Raw genomic sequence first — 14808 nt, forward strand, 5'->3', positions numbered from 1 at the left:
GCGTTCGGCGTAATCGCTGTGGACGGGATAATCGATCTTGATTCTAACTGCTCTGAGCTGCGGAAACAGTGACTGCAAACTTCACTCGAAGTCACTGTGGAGCGCATTGCTTGTTGAGTTGCCAACCAGGAAGATAAATATCGACAAAAAAATTAGTGGCTCCTCCGGAAGACCGGAGGAGCCACTAGGAGTGATCGATCCGGGGGCCTAGTCCCGGAAACGATCATCACGCACGCCAGTCGCCCTAGTGAGGAGCTGACATGTATGACCCCGACAAGAATACGCCCGCCGACGCTTTCGAGGTACCCTTCGGCCTCAGTCTGAAGACGTGCAGGCCGACGCTCTACCTGGGCCTCGCCTACCTGGGTGTGAGTGGAGTCGCTCGCCCGGCTGTGACCGCCCACCAGATCGAGGCCGGCAGCGCGCAGGACTTCTCGGTCTTCGGTATGTGCCTGGTCATCTCCTTCGTCATCGCGCAGGCGCTGGAGTACAGCACCCGACCCACGCGCGGCGCCACGGTGGTGGGGAGTGTCCGCGGCGATGGAACCGCCCGGCGTTGCAACCTGATCCTTGGCTCGCTCGGCGTGCCAGTGTCGCTGCTCACCGGTCAGATGGAATGGGGCGGCCACCTGGCCGTGATCTCCCTCATCGCGGTCTGCACCCTCCTCGGCGAGGTGCTGTACCACACGTATGGCAAGAAAAATCCCTACCGACCCGTTCAGAAGCGGTCCGCTTCACGGCCGCGCAGCCGGACACGGACGGCCTGACTGACCCCGAAGGACGACCAGGATCATGGAGATCAAGCGCCACGCGGACCGGTCCATGCGACCGGTCCGCCTCCGCTACAAGATTGTTCGCGAGGCCGGAGGTGAGTGGGCCTTCTGGCAGGGCCCGCGGTTGCGCTGCGAGTGGGGGGCTGCCTGGTCCGCCGACGCGATTCTCGCGATCGTCACTGAGCTCGTCTACCTCGAGACTCTTCAGCGGGTGCGGTGGCGCGAACGGGCGAGTGCCGGCACGACGCCGCGAACCGTCTACCTGTCCTGGCGGGTCTCCTGCCTCGACGGTTCCGGGGGGCGGCCGGGAGGTAGCCGTCCGCCCACCCCAGCGACAGGCCGCCGTCGCCCTCGGTTCTGAATGCCGGGCGGCCCGGCATCCGACTGCACGTCTGGGTAACCCGGGGTCGGCTCACACATGCCCTCGACGACGCTGTCGCCGAGCGCCACGAACCGCCGCCACGGGTGCCCGTGCAGCAGTTCGGCGGCCTCCCCGGGGCGCAGACAGTACGGGTCCGTCGATTCGGTGAGCGTCGATGGCATGCCGGCACGCTAACCGACCATTGGGCGGCCCGGCCAGCCTGACCTCGATCCGGTGACGCGGGCCCGCCAGTGGTGGGCGCAGCGGCAGCTCACCCGGGCCTGGTCGGCTCCTGGTCGGCGCGGTGGGCGGCGGCCAGCCGTTTCGGGGCCCGCGCGTACCAGGCGTCGGTGATGACCTCGACCAGCTCGGACGGGCTGATCCGGTCGAGTCTGACCAGCACCGCCGGGTAGCCGTCGAAGTGCGGGGTGGTCAGGTAGACCGACGGGTCGTCGGCGAGCAGGGCCTCCTTGACGCCGAGGTCCGCCACTCGTACGCCGAGCAGCGGGCCGTCAGGTGCGGCGGCCCCGAGCGCGTCGAGATCGGGCCGCCGCAGCGGTCGCTCCCAGACGAACGGTTTGTCGCGCACCCGCCAGGCCGGCAGCCCATCGTACGAGGCCCGCTCGGTGGCCTCGGGCAGCGCGAGCGCGATCCGACGGACGTCGTCCCAACTGGCCATGGCCACACCGTACGGGTTCAGCGGGCCACCGTGTGTTCGGCGAGGAGTTCGCCGAGTACGTGCCCGGCCCGCTCGGCCTTGGCCGGGTCGTGATCGTCCAGGGTGATCAGCGCCTTCCACAGCGCCCAGCCCCGTCCGCGCGCCCAGGTGCCGTCGTCCAGACCGAGCGCCGCCCGGAAGGCCGCCCGGCTGGGGCCGCGCAGCAGGGTCCAGGCGATCACGGTGTCGCAGGCCGGGTCACCCACACCGCAGCAGCCGAAGTCGATGACCGCGGCGAGCCGACCGTCGCGGACCAGCAGGTTGCCCTCCGCGACGTCGCCGTGGAACCAGAGCGCCGGGCCGGTCCAGGTGGCGTCGAGGGCGGCCTGCCAGATGCCGGTGACGACGTCGGCGGGCAACCGGTCGCGGTGCGCCTCGATCGCCGCCCGGGTCTCGGTGTCGTAGGTGGACAGCGGGCCGCCCCGCCAGGCACTGTGCGGGCCGGCCTGCGGGCCGTCGGTGGCGTCGATGCCACGCAGGGCGCGCAGGAAGGCGGCGAGGTCGGTGGCGAACCGGGTCAGGTCGTCGATCCGCTCAGCTGCGGCGGTCTGCCCGTCGATCCACCGGTAGACCGACCACGGGTACGGGTAACCGGCCCCGGGTCGGCCCTGAGCCAGCGGAACGGGGATCCGCACCGGTAGCTGTGGCCCGAGCACCGGCAGCCAGCGCTGTTCCTTGTCGACCTGCAGGGCGTACCCCGCGCCGCTGGGCAGCCGCACTGTCATCTCCGCGCCCAGGTGGAAGGTGCGGTTGTCCCAACCGTCGACAGCGACAGGGCGGACCGGAAGCGACGCCCACCGCGGGAACTGCTCGGCCACCAGTCGGCGGACCAGCGCCACGTCGATCCGGTCGGTCACGGCGGCGTCGGTCACCGGGACGCCGGGTGTCGGTTGCGTGTTCATCAGCCCGAGCCTGCGGCAGCCGGCCAGCTCCCGCAACGCGTTTACCGGGTGGCGACGGGGGCGGGCCGCGCCGGGGTTTCCGGGCCGGACGCCCTGTTCACCAGCGGGTACGCGGTGATCACCAGGCACGCCGCCGCCATGGTCAGCAGGGCCGGGGTGAGCCCCAGAGCGTCCACCGACCAGCCGCCGAGCAGCGCGCCGACCGGCAACCCGACGAACGCCAACGAGCCGGCGATGCCGATCACCCGGGTCTGCAACTCCGGCGGCACCCGCTCGTAGAGGGCCACCCCGAGCAGCGGGTTGACCGCCGCGATGCCGATCCCGGACAGGAACGTCACCACGAGCACGACCGGCAGTTCGTCGCTGATCGCGAGCGCCACCAGCCGGGGTGTGCCGGCGACCAGCGCGCCGATCAGGAACGTCAGCCGCCGCGGCAGCCGGGGTCCGAGCGCGGTGAACACCAGGTTGCCCAGCAGCGCGCCCGCCGAGAACGCCGCCAGCACCAGGCCGAGACCGCTCGGCCCGGGTAGCTCGCGGGCGACCCAGACCGGGATGTAGACGGCCACGCTGGCGTTGGCCACCATGTTCAGCGCCGAGATGACGGCGAGCATGCCGAGCAGCGGCCGGTCCCGACCCAGGTAGCTGAACCCACCCCGTAGCGCGCTCAGGTAGCTCTCCGGCTGGGCCGGTGGGGTCGGGGCGGCCGGTGGGCGGACCAGGACACCGATGAGCAGCGCGCAGACGCCGAAGCTTGCCGCGTCGATGAGGATCGCCTCGGTCACCCCGAACACGGCGATCAGCAGACCGCCCACCGCGGCACCGAAGAGGGTCACCACCCGACTGAGCCCGTCGTAGGCGGAGGTCAGCCGGATCAGCGGCACCCCGGCGGCCTCCGCGACCGGCCGAAACATCACGTGTTTCACCCGGTCCCCGATGCCCCGCAGCGCGCCGGCCACCGCGACGAGCGCCACCAGCGGGACGAAGCCCAACCACGGGGTCAACGCGACGACGACCATCGCCACCGCGCTGCCCGCGTCGCAGAGGATCGAGGTACGACGCAGGCCGATCCGGTCCGCCCAGGGCGTGCCCAACGCGCTGGACAGCAGGTACGGCAGGGTCTCGGCGAACGCGACGAGGCCCATCTTGGTGGGGCTGCCGGTGGTGACCAGCACCAGCCACGGGATGGTCACCACCGAGATGCGGGTGCCCAGGTTCGAGATCAGGTCGGCGCTGACCAGGACGACCAGTTGCCGGCGGGGGGTCACGCCCCGACCGCCGCCGCCCGACCGGCCGCGTGGCGGGCGCGCAACGCCCGCTTGTCCACCTTCATCGACCGGTTCACCGGCAACCGGTCGACGAACTCCACGGCGGCCGGTGCCCACATCTTGTTGAGTTCGGTGGTCACCAGGTCGATCAGCTCCGCCCCGGTGACCGTCGCGTCCGGCCCGAGCACCACGTACGCGTACGGCACCTCGCCGACCGTCTCGTCCGGTACGCCGATCACGGCGGCGGCGCGGACCTGCGGGTGCCCGACCAGCGCATCCTCGATGGGACGGCAGAAGATCGCCCAGTTCCGCCGATGCGTGACGATCATGTCGTGCGCCCGGTCGACCAGGTAGAGGTAGCCGTCGTCATCGAGGTGGCCGATGTCGCGGGTCCGCACCCACCCGTCGACGAGCGTCTGTGCGGTCAGCTCCGGCTGGCCGTGGTAACCGGCGAAACTCAGTCGGGTCCGCACCCACACCTCGCCGTCGCGGCCCGTCGGCAGCACCACCCCGTCGTCGTCGCGGATCTCGATGCGCACGTCGCCGTAGGGCCGCCCGCAGGAGCGCAGCCGCTCCGGGTGGTCCGGGTCGTCGGTCAGCCCGGGCAGCGCGGTGATCACGACCGCCTCGCTGAGGCCGTACACGATGCGCAGCACCGGGCCGAAGCGCGCGATGGCCTGGCGCAGCCGGGCGGGCGCGGCGGGCCCGGCGCCCACGTTGAACATGAACATGGCGGAGAAGTCCGCGCCGACCAGCGCCGGGTGGTCCAGCACCTCGTAGAGCATCGGCGGGGTGACGAAGGTCGAGTTGATCCGCTCCCGCTGCACGGTGTCCACGAAGGCCACCGGGTCCCAGTCGTCACGCAGGAACAGCACCCCGCCGGTGAACAGGTTGAACAGGGTGGTGATCTGGCCGCTGGCCAGCCACATCGGCGAGTGCGACAGGTGCCGCAGCAGCGGGAACCCGGCGGCGCGGAAGTCGGCGGCCAGGGTGAGGATCTGGGCGTAGAAGCTCTCCCGGTGGTGCACGAGCTTGGGACTTCCGGTGGTGCCACTGGTCTGCAGGAACGACTCGGGTGCCGGCACTGACGCCGGCAGCTCCGTCGCGTCGGCGTCGGCGGTGAGGTCGGGTCCGGCGCCGCCCGCGCCCAGGCAGCACACCGGCGTGCCGGGCAGCGCGGCGGCCAGTTCCGGGCCCAGGCTGGCCCGGTCCCGGGCGTCGTAGACCAGGGCGTCGGGGCGGGCCAACCTGATGAACTCGTCGACCTCCCGGCGCGCGGTCACCGGGGCGACCCACATCGTCCGGCAGCCGAGCAGGTGCAGGGCGAGTTGGAGAAGCGGACCCTCCACCGCGTTCGCGACGGTCACCAGCACCGCCGACCCGGGCCGTACGCCGTGCCGGGTCAACGTCGCGGCCATCGCCCGGACCCGGGCGGCGGCTTCGGTGTAGGTGAGTCGCCGATCGGCGCCGACCAGCGCCTCCCGATCGCCGAATCCGGCGAAGAGGTCCAACACAGTGTGCACGTACGTCGTGGTGTGCTCGGGTCCGTCAGTCATCCGGCAGCCCCCATCCGAGAAAAGCGGCGGTCCCCGGGCAGCTCCCGGTGACGACGCGACGGTGGCGCGCTTGGGCGACCGCACCGCCGCCGCCTGGAAGCCTAGGCCGGAAACGACTGGTCGGAACCGTGCCGAGTGGGCGATCCGGGCGGCCCGCCGGACATTTGATCGCGTCGATCAGGTTGATTGACGCCCGTCAACGGCGGCGGCTAGGTTTCTGGACCATCGTCCAGGCGGGCGCCGTCAGCGGACGGCCCTGGGCTGCCACACGATGGAGGTTCCATGGCAACGGCAACCCCGAAGAGATGGCCTGTCATCGCCGCCGCGGCCGCGCTGTTGGTCGCCGGCGCACCCGCCGTCGTCGCCAGCGCCGGCCCGTCCGGCACCACCGCCAGCCGATCCGACCGCGCCGAGTGGGCGGGCAGTTGGGCCACCGCTGTCACCCGGGGCAACTCGGTCGGTTTGACCAACACCGGCCTCAACAACCAGAGCGTCCGGATGATCGTGCACGTGTCGGTGGGCGGCCCGGCGCTGCGGGTCCGGTTGAGCAACCTCTACGGCGAGCAGGCGGTCCAGGTCGGCCGTGCCACCGTCGCCCGGCCCAACACCACGACCCCCGACGACCTCTCCGACATCGACGCGGCGTCGGTGCGCCCGCTGACCTTCACCGGCGCCACCACGGCGACCATGAACCGCGGCGCGGAACTGCTCAGCGACCCGTTGCCCTTCCCGGTCGCCGACGACAGCGACCTGGTGCTCACCGTGCACTTCCCGACGCCGACCGGCCCGACCACCTTCCACGGGCAGTCCCAGCAGGCCAACTTCATCGGCGCCGGCGACCTGACCGGGGCGGCCGAGGGCACCGGGTTCACCACCCGTCCCACCTGCTGCTGGTTCTTCCTCTCCGGCGTCGACGTGCAACGCAAGGGCAGCCCCGGCGCGCTCGTCGTGCTCAGCGACTCCATCGGTGACGGCAACGGCAGCACCGTCAACGCCAACCGGCGCTGGCCCGACCTGCTCGCCGACCGGCTGCTGGCGGACCGGCCGGACAAGCGCACCCCGGGCGTGCTCAACCTGAGCCTGGCCGGCAACCGGCTCAACCACGAGGGCACCGAGCCGGGCGACGGCGACTACCCCGGCTACTACCAGCTCGGCCCGAACGCGGCGGCCCGGCTCAACGAGGACGTCTTCGGCCAGACCGGGGTGCGGACCGTCGTCACCCACCTGGGCATCAACGACATCTGGATGTCGAACGACACACCCGAGGCGATCATTGCCACCCTGCGTCAGATCAACCAGCAACTCCAGCAGCGCGGGCTGACCAGCCTGGTGGCCACGCTGACGCCGTACGAGGGGCACGGCGCGCCGGGCGTGTGGACGCCGCAGAAGGAGGCCACCCGGCAGGCGGTGAACGCGTACCTGCGCGGCAGCCGGGAGTTCGACGGGCTGCTCGACTTCGACCGGGTGCTGCGTGACCCGGCCCGGCCCAGCCAGTTGCTGGCCGCGTACGACTCGGGGGACCACATCCACCCGAACGACGCCGGCAACCAGGCACTGGCCAACGCGGTGCCGCTGCGGCTGCTCGACCTGTGACACCGGCCGGGGGCGGCGGGTGATCCCCGCCGCCCCGGCCATCGACATCCTGGGGAGGAGTTGGCCGTGGACGTGGCGGAGATACTGACCGGCCTGTACAGCGAACAGGGCAGACAGGACCCGTACCCGTGGTACGCGCAGCTGCACCAGCTCGGCCCGATCAGCGCGGTGCCGCCGCGCGCCGAGCACCGCACGGTGGCCGCGGTGGCCGTCGGCTACGACCTCGTCGACGAGTTGCTGCGCGATCCGCAGTGGACGAAACAGCCGCCGCCGGGCTGGGAGGAACAGGAGATCCTGCGCACCTTCCAGACCTCGATGATGTTCGTCAACCCGCCCGATCACACCCGGATGCGGCACGTCTTCTCCCGCACCTTCACGCCGCGCCGGCTCGGCGCGCTGGAACCGGTGATCCTGCGGGTGGTCGACGAGCTGCTGGACCGGATGGCGGACGCCGGCCCGGGCGTCGTCGACTTCGTGGCCGACTTCGCGTACCCGATCCCGGCCCTGGTGATGGCCGAGTTCATCGGCATCCCGGCCGCCGAGTTGCCGTGGTACCGCGAGCGGGTGGAGTGGATCGACGAGTTCCTGGACGTGGCGGGCAAGACCCCGCAGCGGCTGGCCGCGGCCAACACCGCCGCGCGGGAGTTGCGGGCCTTCTACCGGGAGTTGCTCGCACACCGCCGCCGGGCGCCCGGGGACGACCTGCTCAGCGGGTTGGTCGAGGCGCTCGACTCCGGGGAGGTGGAGCTGACCGAGGAGGAATTGATCAGCAACCTGATCGTGCTGTTCAACGCCAGCTTCGTCACCACCGTCTACATGTTCAGCAACGGGCTGCCGTTGCTGCTGGCGCAGCCGGAGACGGTCGCGGCGCTGCCCAGCGACGCCACACTGGCGCAGGGCTGCGTCGACGAGGTGTTGCGGTTGGCGAGCCCGGTGCACTTCCTGGCCCGCGCCGCGCCGGCCGACACCGTGCTGCACGGCGTGCCGGTCGCCACCGACGACAACGTGCTGATCATGATCGGGGCGGCCAACCGGGACCCGGCCCGCTTCCCGGCCCCGGACGCCTTCGACCCGACCCGTGCCGGCCCCCCGTCGCTGGCCTTCGGTGTCGGTCTGCACTTCTGCCTGGGCGCGGCGGTGTCGCGGTTGGAGGGTCGCCTCGCGCTGCCCCGGCTGTTCGCCCGGTTCCCCGCGCTGACCGTCACCGAGACGCCGACGTACAGCGGCAGCCTGTTCCTGCGCGGTATCGACAAGCTGCTGGTCAGCACCGGTGGATAGGAGCGACATGACGCTGCATCCGGAGGTGGCGGCGTACCGGGCGGTCCGCGCCGCGGCCGGCACCCCGCCGCTGTACACGCAGACCCTCGCCGAGGCGCGCGCCGCGGATCTGGCCGCGATCCGCGCCGGCGGCGGCCCGGTCGAGCCGGTGACCGAGGTACGCGACGAACGCATCCCCGGCCCCGCCGGGGAGCTGCCGCTGCGGGTGTACCGGCCGAGCGGTCCGGGTCCGCTGCCCACGGTGCTGTACTTCTTCGGCGGCGGCTGGACGCTCGGCAGCATCGACACCGCCGACGGCATCTGCCGGCGCCTGGCCAACGCCGTGCCCTGTCAGGTGATCACCGTCGGCTACCGCCTCGCCCCGGAGCACCCCTTTCCGGCGGCGGTGCACGACTGCCACGCCGCCACCTCGTGGATCGCCCGGCACGCCGACCGGCTGGGTGTGGACCCGACCCGGCTGGCGGTGGGTGGGGACAGCGCCGGCGGGAACCTGGCCGCGGCGGTCACCCTGCTCAGCCGGACGGACGGGCCCCCGCTCGCCGCGCAACTGCTGATCTACCCGAACACCGACCAGAGCGGCGACCCGGTCGGCGACGACGACCCGGCGCTGTTCAACAGGCATTCGGTTGCCTGGTACCGGAGGCACTACCTCTCCGACCCGGGGCACGCCCGGGATCCGCTGGCCTCGCCACTGCTCGCCGACGACCTGTCCGGGTTGCCGCCGGCGTTGGTGATCACCGCCGAACTGGACCCCCTGCGCGCCGAGGGGCAGCGGTACGCCGAGCGGCTGCGAGACGCCGGTGTGCCCACCCGCCTGGCGCACTACCCGGGCATGATCCACGGGTTCTTCGCCATGCCGGGAACCTTCACCGACGGGCGGCGGGCGCAGGAAGGCGCGGCGGCCTTTCTCCGGGAACGCTTCGGGCTGTCGGCCGGGCCGGAAGCCGCCCAGGTGGACGAGCCGGCCGTGACGGGCCCGGCGGTGGCCGATGGCTGAGCGGGTGCTGACCGACCTGCCGGCCGTCTCGCTCGCCGACTACGCCGAGCGGGCCCGGGCCGTGCTGGCGCCGGACGTGTGGGACTACCTGGCCGGCGGCAGCGCGGCCGAGGTGACCCTCGCCGCGAACCGGCACGCGCTGGACCGGGTCGCGGTGCTGCCCCGGGTGCTGCGTGGCGTGGACACCGTCGACCTCGGCGCCGGCCTGCTCGGCAGCCGGTACGCCATGCCGGTCGCAGTGGCGCCGATGGCGTACCAGCGGCTGGTGCACCCGGACGGGGAGCTGGGGCTCGCGGCGGCGGCCGGCGCGGCCGGCATCCCGTACCTGGCGAGCACGCTGGGCAGCACGCCGATCGAGCAGGTGGCCGGCGTGGGCGCGGACGTCTGGTTCCAGCTCTACTGGCTGCGCGACCGGGCTCTCGTCCGTGACCTGCTGGACCGGGTCGTCGCGGCCGGGTGCCGAGCGCTGGTGGTCACCGTGGACGTCCCGGTGCTCGGTCGACGTCCCCGGGACCTGCGCAACGCGTTCCGGCTGCCGACCGAGGTGGTGGCCGCGAACCTCCCCGAGGGCCGGGACGCGCTGGCGCACTCCGGTGCCCCCGGGGTGTCCGCGATCGCCGCGCACACCGCCGTGTCGTTCGCGCCGGCGTTGCGGTGGGCGGACCTGGCGTGGCTGCGCGAGCAGATCGACCTGCCGCTGGTGGTCAAAGGGCTGCTGGATCCGCGGGACGCGACCGAGGCGGTACGGGTCGGCGCGAACGCGGTGGTCGTCTCCAACCACGGTGGGCGGCAACTGGACGGTGCACCGCCGAGCGTCACCATGCTGCCGGAGGTCGTCGACGCGGTCGGGGGCGGCTGCCAGGTGCTGCTGGACAGCGGCATCCGCAGCGGCACCGACGTGCTGCGGGCGCTGGCGTTGGGTGCGTCCGGGGTGCTGGTCGGCCGGCCGCTGCTCTGGGCGCTGGCCGTCGGCGGCGAACCGGCGGCCCGGGACGCGTTGGCGCTGCTCGCCGCCGAGCTGACCGACGCGCTGACCCTGGCCGGCTGCGCCGACCCGGTGGCGGCCGGCGAGCTGCGTACCCTCCGGGTGGGTTGAGCGGTGACCGCCACCGAACGTGTCGACCTGGCCGTCGCCGACCTGCACCCCGCGCTGGGCGATCCGGCGTTGACGTCGATGAACTTCCTCAACGAGGTGTCCGAGCGGTACCCGGCGGCGGTGTCCCTCGCGGCCGGCCGGCCGTACGAGGAGTTCTTCGACCTCGCGGCGGTGCACCGGCACCTGGACACCTTCCACCGGCACCTCGTCGACGACCTGGGGCACCGACCCGAGCAGGCCCGGCGGCTGCTGCTGCAGTACGGCCGGACCAAGGGCATCGTGCACCACCTGATCGCCCGTAACCTCGCCGTCGACGAGGGGATCACCGTCGACGGCGAGGACATCGTGGTGACCGTCGGCTGCCAGGAGGCCATGTTCCTGGTGCTGCGGGCGTTGCGGGCCGGGCCGACGGACGTGCTGCTGGCGGTCGCACCGACCTACGTCGGGCTGACCGGCGCGGCCCGGCTGGTGGACCTGCCGGTCTGGCCGGTGGCCGGTGGGCCGTCCGGGATCGACCTGGCCGACCTGGCCGCCCAGGTGCGCCGGGCCCGGGCGGCGGGGCTGCGGCCGCGCGCCTGTTACCTGATGCCGGACTTCGCCAACCCGTCCGGGGTCAGCATCGACACCGCCCACCGGCGGCGGTTGCTGGAACTGGCCGGGCAGGAGGAGCTGCTGCTGCTGGAGGACAACCCCTACGGCCTGTTCCCCGTCGACGACGGATCGCGCCCGCCCACCCTCAAGGCGTTGGACACCGGGCGGCGGGTCGTCTACCTCGGCTCGTTCGCCAAGACCGTGCTCCCCGGGGCGCGGGTCGGGTACGTGGTCGCCGACCAGCGGGTGGCCGGCCCGGACGGGCGGGTCGGTCCGTTCGCCGATCAACTCGCCATGATCAAGAGCATGGTCACTGTGAACACGTCGCCGATCGCGCAGGCGGTGATCGGTGGCCGGCTGCTGGAGCACGGTTGCAGTCTGGTGGCCGCGAACACCCGGGAGCGGTCCGCGTACACCAGGAACCTGCGCCACCTGGTGGCCGGCCTGGCCCGGCGGTTCCCGCCCGGGGCGGACGGCGCGGCGGCCGTGCGGTGGACAGTGCCGGCCGGCGGGTTCTTCGTGGTGGTGACAGTGCCGTTCCCGGTCGACGACGCGTTGCTGGACCGCTCGGCGCGCGACCACGGGGTGCTGTGGACGCCGATGGCGCACTTCTACGACGACACCGCGCCGGTCCACGCGTTGCGGTTGTCGGTCAGCGCGGTCACGCCGGAGCAGATCGACGTCGGGTTGGACCGGCTGGCGGCACTGATCACCGACGAGCGGGCCCGGCGGGCGGGTTGACGCACCGCGTTCACCTGATGGCAATGCGCGACGACCCGTGTGCCGCCGTCCTGGTTGGACGGACATAATAAGGCCCATGGTTGCCTGGGAGTACGCCCTGCTCGTCCGTCGCTATCAGGGACAGGGCCGCAATTTTCACGTCTCGTTCGTCTGGTACGCGCCGGACGGCTCACGCAAGGACATCACCGCGTACGGCGACACGGCCATCGCGCACCTCAACCGCGCCGGCCGGGAGGGGTGGGAGCTGGTCTCCGCCGCCGAGGACGTCAACAACGTCCAGGGCAGCACCGAAGTCCACCGCTACCACCTGAAGCGCCCCATCGTCTGAGGGTGTCGGCCCGCCGCCGGTGCCGCTCACCGTGAGTGAGCGGCACCGGCGGCGGTGCCGTCGGCGGGTGCCGCCGCTCAGGCCAGGTCGATGCCGGGGTAGAGCGGGTGGGTGGCCAGCAGGTCGGTGGCCTGACGGGCGACCTTGTCGGCCAGGCCCGGGTCCAGGGTGTACTTCGCCTTCGACGGGGTGCCGTCGGCGTTGGCGCCGGCGGTGGTCTGGGTCAGCACGGTGTGGATCAACTCGGCGGTCTGGTCCATCTCGGCGGTGCCGAGGCCCCGGGTGGTCAGCGCCGGGGTGCCGATCCGGATGCCGGACGTGTACCAGGCTCCGTTCGGGTCCTGCGGGACCGAGTTGCGGTTGGTGACGATGCCCGAGTCGAGCAGGGCCTGCTCGGCCTGCCGGCCGGTGAGCCCGTAACCGGACACGTCGATCAGCACCAGGTGGTTGTCGGTGCCACCGGTGACCAGCTTCGCGCCCCGGCGCAGCAGGCCCTCGGCGAGCGCCTGCGCGTTGTCCACGATCCGCCGGGCGTAGTCGGCGAAGTCGGGCCGGCGGGCCTCGGCGAGCGCGACCGCCTTGGCGGCCATCACGTGCGGAAGCGGGCCGCCGAGCACCATCGGGCAGCCCCGGTCCACCTGGTCGGCGAGCTCCGGCTGGCAGAGCACCATGCCGCCGCGCGGGCCACGCAACGACTTGTGCGTGGTGGTCGTGACGATGTGCGCGTGCGGCACCGGATCGAAGTCACCGGTGAAGACCTTGCCGGCCACCAGGCCCGCGAAGTGCGCCATGTCGACCATGAAGGTGGCGCCGACCGAGTCGGCGATCTCGCGCAGGATCCGGAAGTTCACCTTCCGGGGGTACGCTGAGTAGCCGCCCACCAGGATCAACGGCTTGAACTCCCGGGCGGCCTCGGCCACCCGGTCGTAGTCGATCAGGCCGGTCGCCGGGTCGGTGCCGTAGCTGCGCTGGTCGAACATCTTGCCGGAGATGTTCGGCCGGAAGCCGTGGGTGAGGTGGCCACCGGCGTCCAGCGACATGCCGAGCATCCGCTGGTTGCCCAGCTCGCGGCGCAGCGCGAACCAGTCGGCCTCGGTGAGGTCGTTGACCTGGCGGACCTGGGCCTTCTTCAGGGCGGGGGACTCCACCCGGTCGGCCAGCACCGCCCAGAAGGCGACCAGGTTGGCGTCGATGCCCGAGTGCGGCTGCACGTACGCGTGCGCGGCGCCGAACAGCTCCCGGGCGTGCTCGGCGGCGAGCGCCTCGACGGTGTCGACGTTCTGGCAGCCGGCGTAGAAACGGCGGCCGACGGTGCCCTCGGCGTACTTGTCGCTGAACCAGTTGCCCATCGCCAGCAGGGTCGCCGGGGAGGCGTAGTTCTCGCTGGCGATCAGCTTGAGTGACTCCCGCTGGTCGGTCAGCTCGGCGCCGATGGCGTCGGCGACCCGCGGCTCGACAGCCCGGATCACCTCAAGGGCGCTGCGGAATGCGGTGGACTCGGCGTTGCGGGACATGCGACCTCCTACAGACGTGCGGAAGGCCCAGGCGCTCGGCAGACGTCCTCATGACGGGGCCGCTCCCCGATGGTTATCCATCCCCACGCGCCAGTAACGGCCCGCGACGATCGTACCGGGCCGGGCCCGGTCGTTCGGGCCGCCCTCCGGGAGGCGACCCCCGCCGATGTGGTTGGGCGCTGCGTCGCGGGGCACACGGTAGGGGACCACCGCACCGTCACGGGTGCGGCCAGGGTTCGCACAGAAGGAGTCGAGAACATGACCACACCCACCTCCGACCGGCCGCTCGCCCTGGTGACCGGGGCCTCCAGCGGGATCGGGTACGAACTGGCGGCGCAGTTCGGTGAGCACGGCTTCGACCTGGTCATCGCCGCCGAGGACGAGGGCATCGAGTTGGCGGCACAGCAGCTGCGCCGGGACGGCGGACCGCAGATCTGGTCGGTCCGCGTCGACCTGGCCCGCGAGCAGGGCGTGACGGAGTTGGTGGCCGCCGTCACCGCGACCGGACGACCGCTGGACGCGCTGGCGCTCAACGCCGGCCGGGGTGCCGGCGGCGCCTTCGTGGGCGGCACCGACCTCGCCGACGAGCTGGAGATCGTCGACCTCAACGTGCGCTCGACGGTGCACCTGGCGAAGCGACTGCTGCCGGGGATGGTCGAGCGGGGTGCGGGCCGGGTGCTCTTCACCTCGTCGATCGCCTCGACCATGCCGGGGCCGTTCCAGGCGGTCTACAACGCGTCGAAGTCGTTCGTGCAGTCCTTCGCCGAGGCGCTGCGCAACGAGTTGAAGGACACCGGCGTCACGGTGACCTCGCTCATGCCTGGACCAACCGACACGGAGTTCTTCGACCGCGCCGAGATGGAGGACACCCGGGTCGGCTCGGGTAAGAAGGACGACCCGGCGAAGGTCGCCGCCCAGGGCTTCGAGGCGATGATGAGGGGCGATCAGACGGTCACCGCCGGGTCGCTGCTGAACAAGGTGCAGACCGCCGCCGGCAAGATCATCCCGGACAAGCTCAAGTCCGAGCAGCACCGCCGGATGGCCGAGCCAGGATCAGGAAACTGACCCCCCCGCCCGCACTGACCCCCCCCGCCC

General features: G+C 72.1%; 13 protein-coding genes, 1 pseudogene and 1 riboswitch. Of the genes and pseudogenes, 8 read left to right on the forward strand and 6 right to left on the reverse strand.

Annotated features, from left to right (window positions below; genetic code table 11):
- The first annotated feature begins 260 nt into the window (after window positions 1–260).
- Window positions 261–767: a hypothetical protein gene (locus tag IF22_RS0116810; RefSeq protein ID WP_030333015.1), complete on the forward strand. Its 507-nt coding sequence runs from the start codon at window positions 261–263 to the stop codon at window positions 765–767.
- 390 nt (window positions 768–1157) lie between these two features.
- Here IF22_RS0116810 and IF22_RS35935 read toward each other — a convergent pair.
- The 5 genes and pseudogenes from IF22_RS35935 to IF22_RS0116835 form a co-directional block, all read right to left on the reverse strand.
- Window positions 1158–1316, reverse strand: a pseudogene (locus IF22_RS35935) (SGNH/GDSL hydrolase family protein); the annotation flags it as partial.
- An 89-nt stretch (window positions 1317–1405) separates the two neighbouring features.
- Entirely contained in the window at window positions 1406–1813 is a 408-nt protein-coding gene (locus tag IF22_RS0116820; RefSeq protein ID WP_030333019.1) for an MmcQ/YjbR family DNA-binding protein, read from the reverse strand.
- A 17-nt stretch (window positions 1814–1830) separates the two neighbouring features.
- Window positions 1831–2754 carry an aminoglycoside phosphotransferase family protein gene (locus IF22_RS0116825; RefSeq protein WP_051708550.1) on the reverse strand — a complete coding sequence of 308 codons (924 nt, stop codon included), beginning with the start codon at window positions 2752–2754 and terminating at the stop codon, window positions 1831–1833.
- Window positions 2755–2795: 41 nt separating this feature from the next.
- Window positions 2796–4019: an MFS transporter gene (locus IF22_RS0116830; RefSeq protein WP_030333023.1), complete on the reverse strand. Its 1224-nt coding sequence runs from the start codon at window positions 4017–4019 to the stop codon at window positions 2796–2798.
- The gene (locus tag IF22_RS0116835; RefSeq protein ID WP_030333025.1) at window positions 4016–5575 is read right to left on the reverse strand and encodes an AMP-binding protein; all 1560 of its coding nucleotides are present in this window, start codon (window positions 5573–5575) and stop codon (window positions 4016–4018) included. Before IF22_RS0116835 ends, IF22_RS0116830 begins: the two co-directional genes overlap by 4 nt.
- Window positions 5576–5890: 315 nt before the next feature.
- On the opposite strand from IF22_RS0116835, the gene IF22_RS0116840 reads away from it, so the two are divergent.
- The 6 genes from IF22_RS0116840 (at window position 5891) to IF22_RS0116865 (ending at window position 12199) form a co-directional block, all read left to right on the forward strand.
- Entirely contained in the window at window positions 5891–7168 is a 1278-nt protein-coding gene (locus IF22_RS0116840) for an SGNH/GDSL hydrolase family protein (RefSeq protein ID WP_030333027.1), read from the forward strand.
- 66 nt (window positions 7169–7234) lie between these two features.
- The gene (locus tag IF22_RS0116845; RefSeq protein ID WP_030333030.1) at window positions 7235–8446 is read left to right on the forward strand and encodes a cytochrome P450; all 1212 of its coding nucleotides are present in this window, start codon (window positions 7235–7237) and stop codon (window positions 8444–8446) included.
- A gap of 7 nt (window positions 8447–8453) precedes the next feature.
- A complete protein-coding gene (locus IF22_RS0116850) occupies window positions 8454–9443 on the forward strand; it encodes an alpha/beta hydrolase (protein ID WP_081883862.1) in 990 nt (329 codons plus the stop codon).
- Window positions 9436–10539 carry an alpha-hydroxy acid oxidase gene (locus IF22_RS0116855; protein ID WP_030333034.1) on the forward strand — a complete coding sequence of 368 codons (1104 nt, stop codon included), beginning with the start codon at window positions 9436–9438 and terminating at the stop codon, window positions 10537–10539. The genes IF22_RS0116850 and IF22_RS0116855 overlap by 8 nt, the downstream gene beginning before the upstream one ends.
- 3 nt (window positions 10540–10542) lie before the next feature.
- Window positions 10543–11871, forward strand: coding sequence for an aminotransferase-like domain-containing protein (locus tag IF22_RS0116860; RefSeq protein ID WP_030333036.1), 1329 nt, complete (start codon window positions 10543–10545; stop codon window positions 11869–11871).
- Window positions 11872–11947: 76 nt separating this feature from the next.
- Window positions 11948–12199: a hypothetical protein gene (locus IF22_RS0116865; protein WP_030333037.1), complete on the forward strand. Its 252-nt coding sequence runs from the start codon at window positions 11948–11950 to the stop codon at window positions 12197–12199.
- A 77-nt stretch (window positions 12200–12276) separates the two neighbouring features.
- Here the strand turns inward: IF22_RS0116865 and IF22_RS0116870 are convergent, their stop codons facing one another.
- A complete protein-coding gene (locus tag IF22_RS0116870; RefSeq protein ID WP_030333038.1) occupies window positions 12277–13713 on the reverse strand; it encodes a glycine hydroxymethyltransferase in 1437 nt (478 codons plus the stop codon).
- Between the two features lie 18 nt (window positions 13714–13731).
- Window positions 13732–13821: riboswitch (ZMP/ZTP riboswitch) on the reverse strand.
- Window positions 13822–13971: 150 nt separating this feature from the next.
- Here IF22_RS0116870 and IF22_RS0116875 point away from each other — a divergent pair.
- Window positions 13972–14778, forward strand: coding sequence for an SDR family NAD(P)-dependent oxidoreductase (locus IF22_RS0116875; RefSeq protein WP_030333039.1), 807 nt, complete (start codon window positions 13972–13974; stop codon window positions 14776–14778).
- Window positions 14779–14808: the final 30 nt, after the last annotated feature.

This window comes from Micromonospora parva, from assembly GCF_000718515.1.
Classification (GTDB): domain Bacteria; phylum Actinomycetota; class Actinomycetes; order Mycobacteriales; family Micromonosporaceae; genus Micromonospora; species Micromonospora parva.